This is a genomic window from Sphingobacterium spiritivorum, assembly GCF_016724845.1.
In the GTDB taxonomy this organism is placed as follows: Bacteria; Bacteroidota; Bacteroidia; order Sphingobacteriales; family Sphingobacteriaceae; genus Sphingobacterium; species Sphingobacterium spiritivorum_A.
Genome location: NZ_CP068082.1, coordinates 3,974,505 through 3,993,045 on the forward strand (window position 1 = coordinate 3,974,505; position 18,541 = coordinate 3,993,045).

At 40.1% G+C, this 18,541-nt stretch carries 18 protein-coding genes; 9 read left to right on the plus strand and 9 right to left on the minus strand.

Translation table 11 applies throughout. The features are described from left to right. Positions 1–132: 132 nt before the first annotated feature. Together I6J03_RS16855 and I6J03_RS16860 are read right to left on the minus strand one after the other, a co-directional pair. The gene (locus I6J03_RS16855; protein ID WP_003003899.1) at positions 133–1,443 is read right to left on the minus strand and encodes an ABC transporter permease; all 1,311 of its coding nucleotides are present in this window, start codon (positions 1,441–1,443) and stop codon (positions 133–135) included. Then, a complete protein-coding gene (locus I6J03_RS16860) occupies positions 1,436–2,380 on the minus strand; it encodes an ABC transporter ATP-binding protein (RefSeq protein ID WP_201693846.1) in 945 nt (314 codons plus the stop codon). Before I6J03_RS16860 ends, I6J03_RS16855 begins: the two co-directional genes overlap by 8 nt. Before the next feature lie 243 nt (positions 2,381–2,623). On the opposite strand from I6J03_RS16860, the gene yihA reads away from it, so the two are divergent. From yihA to cmk, 5 genes are all read left to right on the plus strand, one after another. Beyond that, the gene (gene yihA, locus I6J03_RS16865; RefSeq protein ID WP_003003891.1) at positions 2,624–3,247 is read left to right on the plus strand and encodes a ribosome biogenesis GTP-binding protein YihA/YsxC; all 624 of its coding nucleotides are present in this window, start codon (positions 2,624–2,626) and stop codon (positions 3,245–3,247) included. A gap of 9 nt (positions 3,248–3,256) precedes the next feature. Further along, the gene (locus I6J03_RS16870; protein WP_003003889.1) at positions 3,257–4,111 is read left to right on the plus strand and encodes a UbiA-like polyprenyltransferase; all 855 of its coding nucleotides are present in this window, start codon (positions 3,257–3,259) and stop codon (positions 4,109–4,111) included. Between the two features lie 97 nt (positions 4,112–4,208). Next, entirely contained in the window at positions 4,209–6,578 is a 2,370-nt protein-coding gene (gene topA / locus I6J03_RS16875) for a type I DNA topoisomerase (RefSeq protein ID WP_003003886.1), read from the plus strand. A 26-nt stretch (positions 6,579–6,604) separates the two neighbouring features. Further along, complete coding sequence (locus tag I6J03_RS16880; protein WP_003003883.1) at positions 6,605–7,018, plus strand: hypothetical protein; 414 nt, start codon at positions 6,605–6,607, stop codon at positions 7,016–7,018. 3 nt (positions 7,019–7,021) lie between these two features. Next, positions 7,022–7,723, plus strand: coding sequence for a (d)CMP kinase (gene cmk / locus I6J03_RS16885; RefSeq protein ID WP_003003879.1), 702 nt, complete (start codon positions 7,022–7,024; stop codon positions 7,721–7,723). Between the two features lie 84 nt (positions 7,724–7,807). On the opposite strand, the gene I6J03_RS16890 is transcribed toward cmk, so the two are convergent. From I6J03_RS16890 to I6J03_RS16910, 5 genes are all read right to left on the minus strand, one after another. After that, positions 7,808–8,101 (minus strand): hypothetical protein, encoded by a 294-nt coding sequence (locus I6J03_RS16890; RefSeq protein WP_003001111.1) that lies wholly within the window; start codon positions 8,099–8,101, stop codon positions 7,808–7,810. 124 nt (positions 8,102–8,225) lie between these two features. Beyond that, complete coding sequence (locus tag I6J03_RS16895; protein ID WP_201693848.1) at positions 8,226–9,425, minus strand: pyridoxal phosphate-dependent aminotransferase; 1,200 nt, start codon at positions 9,423–9,425, stop codon at positions 8,226–8,228. A gap of 151 nt (positions 9,426–9,576) precedes the next feature. After that, positions 9,577–9,951, minus strand: coding sequence for a DUF1573 domain-containing protein (locus tag I6J03_RS16900; RefSeq protein ID WP_003003872.1), 375 nt, complete (start codon positions 9,949–9,951; stop codon positions 9,577–9,579). Between the two features lie 119 nt (positions 9,952–10,070). Beyond that, on the minus strand, positions 10,071–11,333 hold the full coding sequence (locus tag I6J03_RS16905; protein WP_039989568.1) for a cation:proton antiporter: 1,263 nt from the start codon (positions 11,331–11,333) through the stop codon (positions 10,071–10,073). Between the two features lie 58 nt (positions 11,334–11,391). Further along, a complete protein-coding gene (locus tag I6J03_RS16910; RefSeq protein ID WP_003003867.1) occupies positions 11,392–12,357 on the minus strand; it encodes a KpsF/GutQ family sugar-phosphate isomerase in 966 nt (321 codons plus the stop codon). A 101-nt stretch (positions 12,358–12,458) separates the two neighbouring features. Between I6J03_RS16910 and recQ the strand changes: the two genes are divergently transcribed. Both recQ and kdsA read left to right on the plus strand, forming a co-directional pair. Then, positions 12,459–14,648, plus strand: a complete 2,190-nt coding sequence (recQ, locus tag I6J03_RS16915) for a DNA helicase RecQ (RefSeq protein ID WP_003003864.1) — start codon at positions 12,459–12,461, stop codon at positions 14,646–14,648. Between the two features lie 25 nt (positions 14,649–14,673). Then, positions 14,674–15,489: a 3-deoxy-8-phosphooctulonate synthase gene (gene kdsA, locus I6J03_RS16920; RefSeq protein WP_003001092.1), complete on the plus strand. Its 816-nt coding sequence runs from the start codon at positions 14,674–14,676 to the stop codon at positions 15,487–15,489. Positions 15,490–15,580: 91 nt separating this feature from the next. Here the strand turns inward: kdsA and I6J03_RS16925 are convergent, their stop codons facing one another. Both I6J03_RS16925 and I6J03_RS16930 read right to left on the minus strand, forming a co-directional pair. Beyond that, the gene (locus tag I6J03_RS16925) at positions 15,581–16,132 is read right to left on the minus strand and encodes a ferritin (RefSeq protein WP_003003861.1); all 552 of its coding nucleotides are present in this window, start codon (positions 16,130–16,132) and stop codon (positions 15,581–15,583) included. Positions 16,133–16,228: 96 nt separating this feature from the next. Beyond that, complete coding sequence (locus tag I6J03_RS16930; RefSeq protein WP_003003857.1) at positions 16,229–17,131, minus strand: serine hydrolase; 903 nt, start codon at positions 17,129–17,131, stop codon at positions 16,229–16,231. Positions 17,132–17,207: 76 nt separating this feature from the next. Here I6J03_RS16930 and I6J03_RS16935 point away from each other — a divergent pair, with 76 nt between their 5' ends. Both I6J03_RS16935 and I6J03_RS16940 read left to right on the plus strand, forming a co-directional pair. Then, positions 17,208–17,765, plus strand: coding sequence for a DUF1543 domain-containing protein (locus tag I6J03_RS16935; protein WP_003003854.1), 558 nt, complete (start codon positions 17,208–17,210; stop codon positions 17,763–17,765). Between the two features lie 48 nt (positions 17,766–17,813). Continuing rightward, the gene (locus tag I6J03_RS16940; protein ID WP_003003851.1) at positions 17,814–18,539 is read left to right on the plus strand and encodes an AAA family ATPase; all 726 of its coding nucleotides are present in this window, start codon (positions 17,814–17,816) and stop codon (positions 18,537–18,539) included. Positions 18,540–18,541: the final 2 nt, after the last annotated feature.

Consider the following 18,541-nt stretch of genomic DNA (forward strand, 5'->3'; position numbering starts at 1 on the left):
CCTGAATGCTGAATTGTAATGAGAAAGTAAGTTACATAATTGACGACAGTCTTTTATATGGTATGAGATACAAAAAAGCCCTTATACCTAAGATATTTAAGATATAAGGGCTAAATATGTTTATTTCTGTAATTAACGTTTATAGTTAAACCATTTTATCATTTCCTTAAAGCTGGCTTTCTTACCGTACATTAATATACCTACTCTGTAAATCCGGGCAGCTACCCATGTGGTCAGGAGAAATCCACCTACAAGTAATAAAGCTGACACAATAATCTGCCAGGTCGGGACGCCGAAAGGAATTCTGACGAGCATCGCAATAGGAGAGGTGAGCGGAATAAAGCTCAGCCATGTTGCAACCGGCCCGTTCGGATCATTGACCAATACACCAAATGACAGAATGTAGGTCAGCAAAAGCGGCATCGTAATAGGCATTGTAAACTGGGATGCTTCAGTTTCGCTTTCTACTGCCGATCCTGCTGCGGCAAATAATGCACTGTAAAGCAGATATCCGCCGATAAAGAAAATAAAGAAACAGATAATCAACTGAGGGAAATTTACAGATTGCATAGCTTCCTGAAAGTCAAATCCCGAAGAATTCATAGCTTCCAGTTGTTGTGCCTGTCCCTGACTGTTCATGGCGCCGGTGAGATCCTCTTTAGACAACATTGTCGAAGTCGCTATAGTGGTCAGTCCTACTGTGAGCAGCAGCCATAGAATAAACTGCGTAAGTCCCACCATACCGATTCCAATGATTTTTCCCAACATAAGCTGGAAAGGTTTTACACTGGAAATAATGACTTCGACTATACGACTGCTTTTTTCTTCAATAATACCACGCATCACCTGTGCACCATAAAGGAACAGAGAGATATAGATCAGAATAGAGAGTCCCATCGCTATTCCCATGGCCACCTCCGTATGGCTGGCCTTTTCAGAACCTGTTTCTGTTAATTCCTTGGCTACAAGATGGATTTTAGGACGTATATTATCTAAGGTCTTTATGTCAATGCCTGCTTCCTTATATTCATAGTTTCTGACAATTTCTTCCAGTTGATTTTCAATCTCAGACTGGGTACTTACACCCGCTTTGCCTATTGTTAAGTATTCTATGTTTGTCGTTTTATAAAAATCTTTCGGAATAATAAGAATACCTGAATTGTCTTTCTCCGGGTCAAGATCTTTCTTCTGATCCTGAAGCGACTTCAGGGATTCAATATAGGTGATATTCTTATTGCTTTTTAACAGTGCGCCTGTATTCCCTTCATTGTCTATAACATAAACAGTCGCATGAGAATCTTCAAAGCTCTTTTTTGTTAAGTAGAATATCAGTACATACATCCCGATAAAGAATAACGGCACCAGAAAGGTGAGCAGTAAAAAAGATTTCTTTTTTACTCTTGAAAAATATTCACGTTTTATAATCAATAATACCTTATTCATAAGAGGAGCTGTTAAGTTGGGATTTCGTTACATTTTCGATAAAGATGTCCTGCATAGAAGGAACTTTTTCTATGATCTGATGGATGCTGATTTTAGGAATAAGATAAGAAAGCGCATCATTAAGTTTGATACCTTCCTGAAGTTTCAGGGTTATCTCGGCATGATCATCCGATGATTCATCAGGCTGCGGATATGCGATTACTTCAAAAAGCTCCGGATTGTGCCAGTCCTGCAGGCTTGCATCCTGTTCGAATTGCAGCGTAAAGGTCTGATTTTTATATTTCTGTTTGATCTCTCTGACGGACCCGTCCAGAATCTTCTTTGATTTGTTGATCAGTGCAATATTATCGCACAGCTCTTCCACGGTCTCCATCCGGTGGGTAGAATAAATGATAGTAGCCCCCTTTTTATTCAGTTCCAGGATCTCATCCTGAATGATCTGAGCATTGACAGGATCAAATCCCGAAAATGGTTCATCCAGAATAATCAGTTCTGGCTCATGTACAATTGTAGCTACGAACTGTACTTTCTGTTGCATACCCTTGCTCAGATCTTCTACTTTTTTGTCCCACCAGGATTGAATCTGCAGTTTTTCAAACCAATATCGGATTTTGGTAGAAGCTTCAGCTTTTGAAAGGCCTTTTAATTGTGCGAGATACAGCATCTGCTCGCCAATTTTCATTTTTTTGTAAAGGCCGCGTTCTTCAGGCAGATATCCGATTTTACCAATGTGATTGGGGTTTAAAACTTCTCCGTTGAAAAGAATCTGTCCTTCATCGGGAGCTGTGATTTGATTGATAATGCGTATAAGGGAAGTCTTTCCTGCTCCGTTAGGTCCCAGAAGTCCGAATATTTTCCCTTTGGGAATAAAAAGTGAGACATCATCCAAGGCTCTGTGGTTAGCATACTGTTTGACGATGTGTTGAATGTCAAGCATATTGATTTTGATTATTTTGCCTAAAATAAATGAAATAAACCAGATTATAATACATCACATCAGGTTAACTGATTATTTTTTTATTAATAGTATATACTATGATTATAGCCAGCAGGTTGAGTGCTCACTTGTGTGAAGCTTTGGTTTGCAGATCATATATCCGGTATCCTGTTTCAGATCGTTACGAAACACAGATGTCAGTACTCATTTAATTTTCCAATCAATTAATCATACCTTTGTCCTATGCTAGTAAAGAAAGCTGAATTCGTCTGCAGCAATACAAGAGTCGACAAACTTCCTGATCCTACATTGCCTGAGTATGCTTTTATCGGACGTTCTAACGTCGGTAAATCTTCTCTGATCAATGCTATGACCAACAAAAAGGGACTTGCCAAGACCTCACAAAAACCAGGGAAAACACAACTGATCAATCATTTTATTATTAATGATGAATGGTTTTTGGTGGATTTACCGGGATATGGCTTTGCCCAGACTTCAAAGACAAACCGCTCGGAATGGCAAAAATTTATCAGAAGATATCTGACACACCGCGATAATCTGCAGTGTGTATTTGTGCTGATAGACAGTCGCCATGAGCCACAGAAAATAGATCTGGATTTTTGTTGCTGGTTAGGGGAGTGCGGACTTCCGTTTATGCTGGTTTTCACAAAAGCCGATAAACAGTCTGCTGTGAAATCGGATGTGAATATCGCTAAATTCAGAAAATCACTGTTACAATGGTTTGAAGAGGTACCTCCTCATTTCCTTACTTCTGCGGAAGCAAAGACAGGCTGTGAACCTATTTTGGAAATGATCAATGACATTAATACGCGTTTCGTTCCGCCGGAGGTTGACGATAAGTTTTAAGTAGTTTGTATGAAGAAGTATTTTTCTTTAGTCTTATTTGCACACAGTGTTTTTGCCCTTCCGTTTGCCCTGATCGGATTTTTTCTGGCCGTACACACTACATCTTACTCATTCGAATGGATAAAACTTGTACTGATGCTGGTTTGTATGGTGACAGCGCGGAATGCTGCTATGGCCTTCAACAGATACCTGGACAGAGATATTGATGCTAAAAATCCACGCACAGTTATGCGTGATATCCCTGCAGGTCGTATCAGCGCCCGTCAGGCTTTATTATTTACGATTATCAATTGTGCGATTTTTACAGGAGCTACTTACCTGATCAATCCGTTGTGCTTCTATTTGTCACCGATAGCTTTATTTGTTGTCCTTTTTTATAGTTATACCAAACGCATCACTCCTTTATGTCATCTGGTACTGGGAGTTGGTCTTGGACTGGCGCCAATAGGAGCTTATCTGGTGGTGACAGGACAATTTAATATCATTCCGGTCTTTTACGGTATCGCTGTCATGACATGGGCCAGTGGTTTTGATATTATTTATGCTTTGCAGGATGAAGCATTTGATCGTGCCAACAATCTGAATTCTATTCCGGTAAGACTGGGGACCAAAAATGCCTTGCGGGTATCTGAGTGCCTTCATGTCATCTCTTTTATATTTGTTATCCTGCCTGCATTTTATATGCATGTCAGTTGGTTCTATTATCTGGGATTGGCATTTTATGGTCTGTTGCTGATCTATCAGCACAGGATTGTGAGCCCTGCAGATCTCAGCAAGGTAGACAGGGCATTTATGACGACAAATGGTATTGCCTCTGTCATATTCGCAGTATTTTACCTTTTGGATGTGATTTTTTTACAATAATAGCCGGAGATTTTCATAAGTTTGCCCCAATATAGTGACGACAATAGTTGTCTATTCTTTAAGAAATACTTTTATTTGCAGAAATCAAAATACATAGATGGCTAAAAATTTGCTCATAGTAGAGTCGCCTGCTAAGGCTAAAACAATCGAAGGATATTTGGGAAAGGACTTTCTGGTGAAGTCTAGTTATGGACATATCAGGGATCTGGTGAAGACAGATGATGCCATTGATACGGAAAATAACTTTCAACAGAAGTACGAAGTTCCTTCAGATAAAAAGGCTGTAGTCAGTGAGTTGAAAAAATTAGCAAAAGAAGCCGAAATGGTGTGGCTCGCGTCCGATGAGGACCGGGAAGGAGAAGCGATTTCCTGGCACTTATACGAAACTTTAGGACTAAAAGAGCAAAATACAAAACGTATTGTCTTTCATGAAATTACAAAGCCGGCTATTCTGAAAGCAATAGAAACTCCCCGCACAATAGATTACAATCTGGTAAATGCACAGCAGGCCAGACGTGTGCTGGATCGTTTGGTGGGATTCGAATTGTCACCTGTATTATGGCGTAAAGTCAAACCTTCTCTTTCTGCTGGTCGTGTACAGTCTGTGGCTGTAAGACTTATTGTAGAGCGCGAAAGAGAAATCAATAAATTTGAAGCAGAGGCTTCATTCAAGATAATTGCTCTTTTTCTGACAGGAAAGGGCAAAGAACAGTTTAAAGCTGAATTACCTCAGCGCTTTGAAACGGAGGCAGAAGCAGCACAATTTCTGAAAGATTGTATCTCCGCTTCTTTTTCAGTGTCCTCACTGGAGAAAAAACCGGCCAAAAGAACACCTTCAGCACCTTTCACGACCTCTACGCTTCAGCAGGAGGCCAGTCGTAAGCTGGGCTTTTCGGTTGCAAGAACAATGCAGGTCGCACAGCGCCTTTATGAAGCCGGACGTATTACCTATATGCGTACCGACTCAGTCAATCTGAGTGATACTGCAATAGAATCGGCTGAAAAAGAGATTACAAATGCTTATGGTAACAAATACCATAAGATGAGAAAATATAAAACAAAAGCGGCAGGAGCACAGGAAGCGCACGAGGCTATTCGTCCTACCTATTTCTCTGATCACACCATTGAAGGTGATTCTTCTGAAAGACGCCTTTATGAATTAATCTGGAAACGTGCTATCGCTTCGCAAATGAGTGAGGCAGAGTTTGAAAAAACAACTGCAAAGATCGCTGTATCCACACGTTCGGAGATGCTTGTTGCGTCAGGAGAAGTGATGAAATTTGACGGTTTCCTCAAAGTCTATATGGAATCTACGGATGAGGATACCGATCCTGGAACAGATGACGATTCTTCAAATACACTTTTACCTCCTTTAGAGCAAGGACAGGCTGTGCAGTTGAAAACAATGAATGCTATTCAGCGTTTCTCCCGTCCTCCGGCGAGATATACAGAAGCTTCTCTGGTGAAGAAACTGGAAGAACTTGGTATAGGCCGTCCGTCTACTTATGCGCCTACGATTTCAACGATTCAAAATCGAGGATACGTAGAAAAAGAAGATAGAGAAGGACGTTCACGCGACTATCAGGTTTTGACCTTAGAAAACGGTCAGGTAAATACGGTGACTAAAACAGAGATTACAGGTGCTGAAAAATCTAAAATGTTCCCTACGGATATCGGTGTCCTGGTCAATGATTTTCTGGTAGAGCATTTTAAAGGGATCGTAGACTATCATTTTACGGCCAAAGTAGAGAAAGAGTTTGATGATATCGCTCAGGGACTTACAGAGTGGACAGAGATGATGAAAGGATTCTATGGCCCGTTTCATACCGAGGTACAGGATACACTTGAAAATGCCGAACGTGCTACACACGAACGTGAACTCGGTACGGATCCTGAAACAGGAAAACCGGTAACTGTCAGAGTAGGTCGTTTCGGACCATTAGTACAGATTGGTAGTGCAGATGATGAAGAAAAACCAAGATTTGCGTCTCTTCGTAAAGGTCAGATGATCGAAACCATTACTTTTGAAGATGCTTTGGAACTGTTCAAGCTGCCTAAAAAAGTAGGTGCTTTTGAAGAAAAAGATATGACCGTTGCGATTGGTCGTTTCGGACCTTATATCAGACATGACGGTTCATTCTATTCCTTACCGAAAGGGATGGATCCGCATGACGTGACGGAAGAAGAAGCGATCGAGATCATAAAAGATAAAAGACAGAAAGATAAAGATAAAGTAATCCGTGTATTTGATGAAAATCCGGATGCACAGATCGAAAATGGAAGATGGGGACCTTTTATTCGTTTTGGTAAGCAAAATATTAAAATCCCTAAAGGTACAGAAGTAGAGAAAATCAGCTATGAAGATGTATTGAAATGGGCTGAAGCAGATGCGCCGAAAGGTAAAGCTGCGAAAAGCACAGCCAAAAAAGCTGCTCCAAGGGCCAAAAAAACAACAGCAAAAAAGTAACTTTAATCATTGATATAGAGCGTTGCATGAAAAAAGATTTGCCTGAAAATATTGTAGAAGATATTCTGATTTCTGTGGTGTTGGAAGGAGATACACCGACTTCACAAAACTGGAAAGTATATCTGATCAATGAAAAAAATGAAGGATTGGAAAATGTGTTTGTCACTTCAAAAGGCTATGGAAAAAAAGACGGTAAGGAAGTGAAGACTACAACCCTCAGACATTTTATCGGAGATGTTGCACCGGTTTCGTTCGTTAAAATAGAGGCCATTGATGATCAGGTTTTCGGATTGACAAATGAGTATTGGTTAAGTTATTATATAGGAGGGGTGATTTATGATAAAAAATACATCTTCCTTCCGGAAAGTATTGTTGATGAAAATCTCTCAAAGGTTCCTTTGGTCAACAAGCCAGGAGTCATTATAGGAGGAAATGTTTAAGATATGAGCACCCGACATAATTTTATTATTGCAATAGATGGTTTCTCTTCCTGCGGAAAGAGTACATTGGCAAAAGCTCTTGCTAAGAAATTAAATTTTGTATTTATCGATAGCGGAGCGATGTACCGTGCAGTCACACTGTATTTTATCCGTAAACAAATAGATATGAACAGTGAAGAAGCAATTAACAACGCTTTGGATCTTATACATATAGATTTTATTCCTAATACCGAAAAAACCGAGATACATCTCAATGATGAAGATATTTCAGACGAAATCCGTCAGATGTATATTTCAGATAAAGTGAGTGAAGTCAGCGCTCTCAAAGCTGTTCGGAAAGCCATGGTCGCTCAGCAACAGAAACTGGGGAAGAGAAGAAATATTATCATGGATGGCCGGGATATAGGTACAACTGTATTTCCGGATGCCGATCTTAAGATCTTTATGACGGCAGATCCGATGGTTCGTGCAGAACGCAGATACCTGGAATTAACGGCAAAAGGGGAACGCGTTACAATGAAAGATGTGATGGAAAACCTTGCTCACCGTGATCATATAGACAGTACCCGCGAAGAAAGTCCGCTAAGACAGGCTGAAGATGCTATTGTACTGGATAATTCGGATCTCAATCAGGAAGAACAGCTCGAATTTGTAATCGAAGAGTACATGAAAATTAAAGAAAGCCGAAAAGTAGTCAAATCCTAAAAGTAACATCAGGAGAGAATAATATATAAAAAGGGTTGCAAATTTACATTCGCAACCCATTTTCATTTGTAATTTTGAAAAAAACTATTTAATACTGTTGATTTGTTGCTGTTCTTTTAGCTTGTCAACATTATTTTTCTCACCGAAATCATCCGTTTTCTCCTGAAAGGAGTTTAACAAATCCCGTATTGCATCCGAATTGTCAGCTGTACGCTGGTAAATATCCGGAAGTGTGTTTTCCAGATTTTTATCTCCAAGTTCAATATTGTCAACTTCAATTTTGCCGATTTTTTCTAATACAGCTTGTTGACTGTTACGTACGTCCTCGAGTTCACGTACAATCTTTTCCATCAACTCAAATTTTTTCAATTTATCCATACTATTCTATTTAAATCGTTACTACTATATAAACGATCAGCAGGCTGAATTGTTTTATTAAAAAGCCTTTTCATGTTTTGCATGAAAAGGCTTTTTAATATTTTTAGTGTTGTAATGATTTGATTTACAGTGTTCTGCCTGGGTATTCGGCAAGCGCTTTTTCAAGGCATATAAGTGCGTTTTTTAAGTCAGACTGATTCAGTACATACGCCATACGTACCTCATTCAGACCTGCTCCGGGTGTACTGTAAAAGCCCGTTGCAGGTGCCATCATTACTGTTTGGTTTTCATATGAAAACGATTCCAGCATCCATTGACAGAATTTGTCAGCATTATCGATTGGTAATTTTGCAACGACATAAAATGCTCCTCCGGGATTAGGACAGAATACACCTTCAATACTGTTTAGTCCCTGGACCAATGTGTCTCTGCGCGCTGTATATTCTTTGGATACAGCTTCAAAATAACTGTCCGGCGTATCTACCGCAGCAGTGGCAGCAATCTGCGCTACAGCAGGAGGACTCAAGCGAGCCTGTGCAAATTTTAAAGCAACATTGTACAACTCTTTGTTTTTGGTCACCAGGCATCCCAGTCTGGCACCACAGGCAGAGTAACGTTTTGAAACAGTGTCAAAGATGACAACATGTTGTTCCAGACCTTCCAGATGCATAGGTGAAATAAAAGCTTTGCCATCATAGCAAAACTCACGGTATGCTTCGTCCGAAAATAAAAACAAATCATATTTAAGACACAGATCACGTAATGCTTCCAATTCTTCACGGGAATACAGATATCCGGTCGGATTATTCGGGTTACAGATCGCAATAGCCTTCGTTTTATCGGTAATCAGTTTTTCGAATTCCGCAATAGGAGGCAATGCAAATCCATTATCAATATAAGACATAATCGGTTTGACAACAATATCTGCAGCACAGGCGAATCCGTTGTAATTTGCATAAAACGGCTCAGGGATAATAACTTCCTCTCCCGGATTAAGACAAGCCTGCATGGCAATGGTAATCGCTTCGGAACCTCCGTTAGTTACCAGGATGTCTGAAGCAGTGACATTATAATCAAGTTTATTGTAATATTCAACCAGTTTATTTCTATACGCCGCAGTTCCTTCAGAAGGGGTGTAGGCCCATACTTTGAAATCAATATTCTTAATGGCATCTAACATAATCTGAGGCGTCTCGATATCCGGCTGGCCAATGTTTAAATGGTAGATTTTTTTTCCTTCTTTCTTGGCTTTATCTGCAAATGGTGTTAGTTTACGGATTGGCGAAGCGGGCATGTGAATGCCTTTACTTGAAATTGCTGGCATAGTAAATTGTTCTAAAATTTTGATGCCAAATCTACGAAATTTTTAATACTTAGCGGCTAGTATTTAGATATATATAATCTGTTCAGGCCGTTTAAACGAACAAAGGCATCCGTTTGGATGCCTTTGCGAATTTTCTTTTGAAGGGAGCTTGTTATTCAACAATTCCTTTGATGTATAATGTTTTTACCGGAGTTTTTGTATTAGAAGTTACAGTAAAACTCTTTGTAAAAGGACCTTTTGAAGCCGCATTATACGTTACTTTTACTACACCTGCATCTCCGGGTTTGATCGGAGTTTTAGTGAATTCAGCAACTGAACATCCGCAAGCTGGCTTTACATCAGAGATGATAATAGGTTCTGAACCGCCATTTGTAAATTTGAATTCATATGAAGCTGGCTTTGCTACAGGAATGCTGTTAAAGTCATGTGTTTCTTTCTCGAATTTAAATTCACCTTTACCTGTCTGCATCGAGGTAAATCCTACGAATGCAATTACTACTGCTACGATGGCGAAGAGATTTTTCATATTTCAATTTGTTTAAGTTAAGTATATCAATCTATGTACCAAATTTAGGCTATATCTATTTAAAACAATGGGTTATAACACCTTTTTAACAACAATATTACGAAAATGATGTAGTATTGTTACTTTAACTTGTCCTGTGTAGCCATTTTCTTAATTCTTCCGGCCAGATTCCCGAGAGTCAAGCCCTGAACTAATATAGAAAAAATAACAACAAAATAGGTAATTCCTAAAACTAAGTCTTTATGTTCACCAACCGGAAGAGAAAGTGCCAGAGCGATAGAAACGCCGCCCCGCAAACCTCCCCACACCAATAATGTGGTTGCTGCTTTATTAATATTTAATTTGGGGAATAATCTTCCGGGAACATATATGGAAACAAAACGTGCAATCAATACCAGCACTACAGAAGTAAAGCCTAAGATCCAATAATTAGGAATGCTGGGTATGATTAACAGTTCAAATCCGATAATCAGAAACAGAATCGCATTCAGGATCTCATCTATCAGTTCCCAGAATTTATTGAGGTAGTCTTTAGTTTCTTCAGACATGGCACCCTTTGTATTGTTTTTATTACCGATGATCAACCCTGCGGCTACCATTGTAAGCGGTCCAGAACAATGAAAAGAATGTGCTACCAGATAACCGCCCATCACTACAGCCAGACTCATGAGTACCGATACTTTATAGTCATCAATCTTTCTCATCAGATAGGAGCAGAGCTGACCGAGGGCTATCCCAAGTACAAGACCTCCGCCGGCTTCTTTTACAAATAACCAGCCTACATTGGCAATCGTTACGTCTGTAGATGTGCCTAATGCAATATTCAGTAAGACGGCGAAAAGAACTACTGCAACCCCGTCATTAAAGAGGGATTCACCCGCAAATTTTGTTTCAAGCGCTTTGGACACACCTGTTGTTTTGAGAATACTCAACACGGCAATCGGATCGGTAGGAGAGATTAATGCTCCAAATATCAGGCAGTAGATCAGCGGTAGGTGGATGTTAAGAACCGGTAGGATATAATACATCAGTAAACCTACCATGAAAGTAGATATAACGACTCCCAAAGTAGAGAAGAACATGACTGCTCCTTTTTGACTTTTGAGATCGTTGATATTGATATGAATCGCTCCTGCAAAAAGTAAAAAATTAAGCATAGCCCCCATGAGCACATCCGAAAAGTCAAGTTTTGTGATCATAGAAGAAAACTTCGAAATTTCATTGCCAGCTATCCTGTCTCCGAAAAGAACGATGCATACGGATACCAATAATGCAATCAGCATAATGCCAATCGAAGAAGGCAGCCGGAGAAAGCGATGATTGAGGTAGGCGAAAATAGCTGCCAGAACTATTAAAATAGAAAATGTGTAGTATAATTCCATGTGAGTAAGCGTTTGAATTCAAGAGTGCTATGCCGGAATTGTTCCGATGCTTACACGATTAGATTATTCCTTCCTTCAACAGATCCTGTATATGTACTATACCTGCGTATTTTCCGTGTTCCGTAGCCAGTAGCTGCGTGATATTATTGTCTTTCATCTGGTGAAGAGCATTGACAGCTAATTCATTTTTGTCAATGAGCTTAGGGCTTTTACCCATAATATCCTTTGCTGTGATGTGAGACAAATCTTCGTGCGTTTCCAGCATGCGGCGAATATCTCCATCCGTAATAATACCCAGTATAGTGCCCTGATCAATCACGGCTGTTGCTCCGAGGCGAAACTGTGTGATCGTAATAATAATTTGTCTGACGGAAGCCTCAGGACTCACTTCAGGTTTACCGTTTTGATCTGAAAGATCACTTACTTTAAGATACAGTTGCTTACCTAACGCTCCTCCCGGGTGGTACTTGGCAAAGTCACGGTCCGAAAATTCACGGCATTCCTGCAGGACAACAGCCAGCGCATCTCCCATTGCCAGTTGAGCAGTAGTGCTCGTAGTGGGAGCGAGGTTGTTGGGACATGCTTCCCGCTCGACAGTAGTATCCAGGATATAGTCGGCATGTTGAGCAAGAAAGGATTCGGTATTTCCGACTATGGCTACAAGCTTATTTTGTGTTTGTTTCAAAAATGGAACGAGAACTTTTATCTCCGGTGTATTGCCGCTTTTGGAAAGTGCAATGATCAGATCCTGAGGCTGTACGATGCCCAGATCGCCATGTATAGCATCTGCGGCATGCAGAAAAATAGAGGGTGTGCCTGTGGAATTGAGAGTGGCTACAATCTTCTGTGCAATAATGGCACTCTTGCCGATTCCGGTGACGATAACACGACCTTTGATATTAAGAATTTCATGTACAACACCTACAAAATCTTCATTGATATTGTTTGTCAGATTCTGTACGGATTGCGCTTCCAGCTCTATCGCCTCAATGGCTATGTTTTTGATTTCAGTATTGTTTTTCACAAATATTATATCTATTTTTATATATTCATTTATTCACAAAAATAAGTTATTATTTAACTTAAAAAAAGGTTGTAGTCTATCTTAATTTTTTCCCTTAGTCAATGGATATAGAAAAGTCATTATTTGATAATCTTCAGGATTTTTTCGGGTTTGATACGTTTAAAGGAGACCAGGAGGCTATTATAACAAATGTGCTTAATAAAAAAGACACTTTTGTAATTATGCCGACAGGTGGGGGTAAATCCATATGTTATCAGTTGCCTGCGCTTATGAGCCAGGGTACCGCTATTGTCATCTCTCCGCTCATTGCACTGATGAAGAATCAGGTAGACCAACTCAGAGCATTCGGAGGCACGGATAGTATTGCACATTTTCTGAATTCTTCTCTCAATAAGGGAGAAATTACGAAAGTAAAACAGGATGTAACACAGGGTAAAACCAAGTTGTTATATGTCGCTCCGGAATCGCTGTCAAAAGAAGAAAATATAGAATTTTTAAGACACATCACTGTGTCATTTGTCGCTGTGGATGAAGCGCATTGTATCTCTGAATGGGGGCATGACTTCAGACCTGAATATCGTAAGATCAGACAGGTAATCAATGGTATAGGTGAAAATATTCCTATTATAGCACTTACAGCTACAGCCACGCCTAAGGTGCAGTCTGATATCCGCAAGAATCTGCAGATGACCGATGCGACACTGTTCAAATCGTCCTTCAACCGTACCAATCTTTATTATGAAGTGCGGACAAAAAAGAACGTTGTTAAAGAGATTGTCCGTTTCATCAAAAATAATTCAGGAAAGACAGGAATTGTATATTGTCTTAGCCGTAAGAAGGTGGAGGAAATCGCCGAGGTATTAAATATCAACGGTATCAAAGCATTACCATATCATGCAGGGCTGGATGCCAAGACACGGGCAGATACACAGGACAAGTTTCTGATGGAAGATGTAGAGGTCATCGTGGCGACAATAGCCTTTGGTATGGGTATCGATAAGCCGGATGTCAGATATGTCATCCACCATGATATTCCAAAATCAATGGAAGGTTACTATCAGGAGACCGGACGTGCAGGACGGGATGGTGGAGAAGGAGTCTGTGTCACATTCTATTCTGAAAAGGATGTTGAAAAGCTGACCAAATTCATGAAAGATAAGCCGGTGTCAGAACGTGAAATCGGTACACAGATATTAAAAGAAGTTATAGATTATTCGGAGTCAGCAGTATGTCGCCGTAAACAGATTCTTCACTATTTCGGTGAAAATTTTGATGAGGCTGGTTGCAACAATATGTGTGACAACTGTAAGACAAAGAAGACATACTTTGATGCAGAAGAGTCTCTGCTCAAAATATTGGGATTTATTAAAGAGCAGGGAGAGAAGTTCGATGATCAGCACCTGATCAATGTCCTGATGGGACAGACTAATCAACCGGTATCGGCCTATAAGCACGACGAACATGCTTTGTTCGGTAAAGGTAAAGAGCAAGGTGTGATTTACTGGAAATCCGTACTCAGACAGGCTGAGCTTGCTAATTTTCTGAAGAAAGATATCGATCATTACGGATTATTAATGTTGACGGACGGTGGCCGTAAGTATATCGATAACCCATATGCCATCAAATTTATTCTCAACAGACCCATGGAAAAAGCGGATGTCGACGGTTCTGAAGAACCTGCACAGAGCTCGGGTGCTATGGATACCGAATTGCTGAAAATGCTGAAAGAATTGCGGAAAAAGATTGCCAAGCAAAAATCTCTTCCGCCGTTTGTTATCTTTCAGGACCCTTCACTCGATGAAATGTGTACCTGCTATCCGATTTCTATGGAGGAAATGAAACAAATCCATGGTGTGGGATCAGGGAAAGCGCTCAAATTTGGAGCACCGTTTGTCGAACTTATCAAGAAATATGTGGAAGATCATGATATTGATCGTCCGCAGGATATGGTTATCAAGAGTACGGCTAATAAATCAGCACTGAAAGTCTCCATTATCCAGAATATAGACCGTAAGATCGGACTGGAAGATATCGCCTCCTCAAAAGGGGTGTCCTATGAAGATCTTCTGAAAGAAGTGGAATCTATCGTTAATTCGGGTACCAAACTCAATATCGGATATTTTGTTGATGAAATGATCGATCAGGATCGTCAGGATGAGGTCTATGATTATTTCAAAAGCGCAGAAGTAGATTCTATAGAAGCGGCATTGAAAGAACTGGGTGAAGCTGATTATACCTATGAAGATATTCAACTGATGCGTATCAAGTTTATGTCCGAACTGGGTAACTAACAACAACGAATTTTTTTATTATTACATGATACAATCCTATTTACCTCATATTAAAAACGGTCAGTCTGCCAATTTTTTTCTGATGGCCGGCCCTTGTGCAATTGAAGGAGAAGATATTGCTCTCCGCATTGCTGAAAAGATCGTTACTATTACAGACAAACTTAATATCCCTTATATTTTTAAAGGATCATACCGCAAAGCAAACCGTTCACGCGTCGATTCATTTACCGGAATAGGAGATGAAAAGGCATTGAAAATTTTGGAAAAAGTTGGACAGACATTTGGAGTGCCTACTGTTACGGATATTCATGAAAGCCATGAGGCAGCTCTTGCAGCGGCCTATGTAGATGTTCTTCAGATTCCCGCTTTTCTATGTCGTCAGACCGAATTGTTGGTGGCTGCGGCTGAAACAGGGAAAGTAGTTAATATTAAAAAAGGACAATTCCTTTCTGCTGAATCAATGAAGTTTGCGGTAGATAAAGTAATCGATTCGGGGAATAATAAAGTTTTTCTGACCGATCGCGGAAATACCTTCGGATATCAGGATCTGATTGTGGATTTCAGAGGAATTCCACAGATGAAAGCATTTCAGGTGCCTACAGTAATGGACTGTACGCACTCTTTGCAACAACCCAATCAGACTTCGGGTGTGACAGGAGGGAAACCTGAGCTTATCGAGACCATTGCTAAAGCTGCTATTGCTGTAGGAGCAGACGGTCTTTTTATCGAAACACATCCGGATCCGGCTAATGCTAAGTCTGATGGCGCAAATATGCTTCATTTAGATCTTCTGGAAGGTCTTTTGACAAAATTGGTGCGTGTCAGAGAAGCAATCCTGTAACAGACCCAAAAGAATATCATTCTATAAAATAAAAGCGGTGACCGTATATGCAGTCACCGCTTTTGTTTTATATGAGCTTTAGTTGTCAGTCTTATGGATTTTCAGCTGTTGCTTCACGGGCCAGGCTCACTTCGTCATCTGCTTCTCCCAATGCTTTGTCCAGGTTGAACAACGATTCGTCTGAAGCTTTGTCTCCGCCGGCGATTTTCAGCTTGTCAATTAATTCCAGCGCTAGTTTCTCTTCTTCAATCTGTTCTTTGACAAACCACTGTGCAAAATTCCACGTTGCCCAATCCTGTTCTTTCATCGATAGATTGACGATGTTGTATATGGCTTCTGTATTGTCTACTTCATGCTGAAATACTCTATTGAAGCATTCTGTCAATGATTTGGGGTCTGCAGGAGGTGCAGGAATAGCTTCTACACGAGGTTTACCTCCGCGTTCCAGAATATATTCCATAAACTTTGTCATATGATTCCGTTCCTCATTGGCATGTCTGAATAGAAAATTAGCAATACCACCATATCCCTGATCATCCGCCCATATGCCCAATGACAGGTAAATTTGTGCTGCACTGGCTTCTTTTGTCATTTGAGCGATCAGTGCGGACTGCATTTCTTTTGATAATCTGTTTGTATTCATAGTATTAAAAGGTAAATGTGCTTTATATACACTGTATACCTTAATAACGATCTACACTTGATTTGGTTTTTGAATACAGGTAAAATAGAATCGGTCTTAATCCAGAAGACGTTGTTTTGCAAAAGGATGTTTAGGTTCAAAATAATTCCAGAGTAAGCTGGATATACTGCGTGTCAATACTTCGGCTTCATTGGATTTTTCCCAGCTCCTGTCCTTGTTATTTTTAGTAAATACACTGAATACATAATCTCCGCTTGGAGCATTCACCAGTACGACTTCAGTTCTTACATCCTCCAGAGAGCCACTCTTTGAAGCAGTCTTTATATAAGATGGTATCTGGGATAATGAACGCTCGTTGTAAAAAACATTTCCCAGTATACGATACATCTTGTCGGACAGATCCGGCGATATCACTTTACCTTCACGTATCAGCGTCAGAAGAGTTGCCATCTCCCGTGGCGTAGTATGTCCCCATCCGTATTTTTTCCAGATAGCTTCTCTTCCCGCTGTCCGGGAATTGACACGGGTATTGGGCAATCCTAACTCATCCATCAGCTCATTAATTTTGGTGCCTTCGGCCAGTTCCTGACACCAGATCGAAGTGACATTATCACTGTATCCTATCATCAGTGCTGCCATAGTGGACAGATCTGTCTCTACGCTGTCTTTAAAAAACTGCATCAGTCCCGAACCACCATACGCCCGGCTCTGACGATATATAAATTTGTCGTTGTATTTTAATTCCCCTTTTCCGATCTTATTAAATACACCTGCCAGAATCGGTACTTTGATAATGCTTGCCGTAGGAAAAATACTGTCTGCATTAATCATAACTTCTTTGTTCGTTTTGAGATGACGTACATAGATACCTATATCACCATGGAAATCACGGGTAAGTTCTTTAAGTTTCTTTTCCAGTTTTTGATCAGTCTTTTGAGCAAAGGCTGAGCTTGCAACGGATAGCAAAAACAGTGTCAGGAGTAAGGAAAGGTTTTTCATTTGTTTTTTATAGATGGTGTTTATTTGAATATATTTAAGTGTAATTTGCGAAAAATATTTGTCAATTTGTCTAATTATGGAGCAGAAATTATTTATGGTATTGCTGGGATGTAAGCCTGAAGGCCGGCATACAGAACAGCATGATATGTATTTTGGAATAGGAGAGAGCCTGCCATCCCTTTTGTTTTCTATGCGGGATTTCTGGAAAGAAGCATCCGGCAATCTTCATGTAGATGTATGGCGTGAAGTGAATGTAGTGGATGGCTATACGATTGAAGTGGTTGAAAAAGGTAAGCGTGAAAATGCAGAATTGAAGCTGTTCTTTGTGAATCTTGGCGGATATAAGGAAAATGATTTTGAAGAGTATCATTACAAACAGCTGGTGGTTGCAGAGCATATGGCTGCTGCTATTGCTGCTGCAAAAGAAACGGTCTTTTGGAAACACCATACTTCTTCGCATATCGATGACAAATACGGGATAGATGTAGACGATGTGTATGAGGTGGAAGATCTGTTATCTGCAGAATTCAGATCAAAATATACACTGTCAATCCGGCAAACTGAAATTGCAGAAGCTGATGAGCTTCATATCGGATATCTGAAATTCTCAAAATTGGAAAAAGGAGAGGTGTAACCTTTGTATGCCAACGAGGACTTTTTATGACGTTAAATAACTTGTCATATGATATATATCAAGCAGGTGGAAAATATCCGGCCTAATTCACAACGTATTTCATATCCTTATAATATTCCATCGATCTTTCACCTCGAAAAATTCAGATTCAGACAGCCGGTTACTTTTATCGTGGGAGAAAACGGATCCGGCAAGTCTACATTTATTGAGTCCATTGCTATACGATCGGGTTTCAATCCGGAAGGCGGAAGTCGAAACTTTAATTTTTCAACGAAAAATTCGCATTCAGATCTTTTCCAGGATATCAAAATTGGAAAAGGTATTGACCGCTTCAGAGATGGCTATTTCCTTAGGGCAGAAAGTTTTTACAACGTAGCCAGTGAAATAGATCAATTGTATGAAGGTGATTATGGAAATCTGGAACGTACATATGGGGGATCATTGCATGAATGTTCACACGGAGAGAGTTTTCTGGCGCTGTTGCATAACAGGCTGTCCGGAAAAGGTCTGTATATATTTGATGAGCCTGAATCTGCACTTTCATTCGGAAGTCAACTCAATATGATGGTCAGAATAAAAGAACTGGTAGATGCAGATTCACAATTTATAATTGCTACGCATTCTCCGATTCTTCTGGCTTATCCTGCCGCAGAAATTTATAAAGTAACAGACGAAGGACTTCAGCTGACCGTATATGAAGACACTGACCAATACAGGCTTACAAAATTCTTTATGAACAGTCATCAAAGAATACTGGATGAACTGGGATTGTAGTC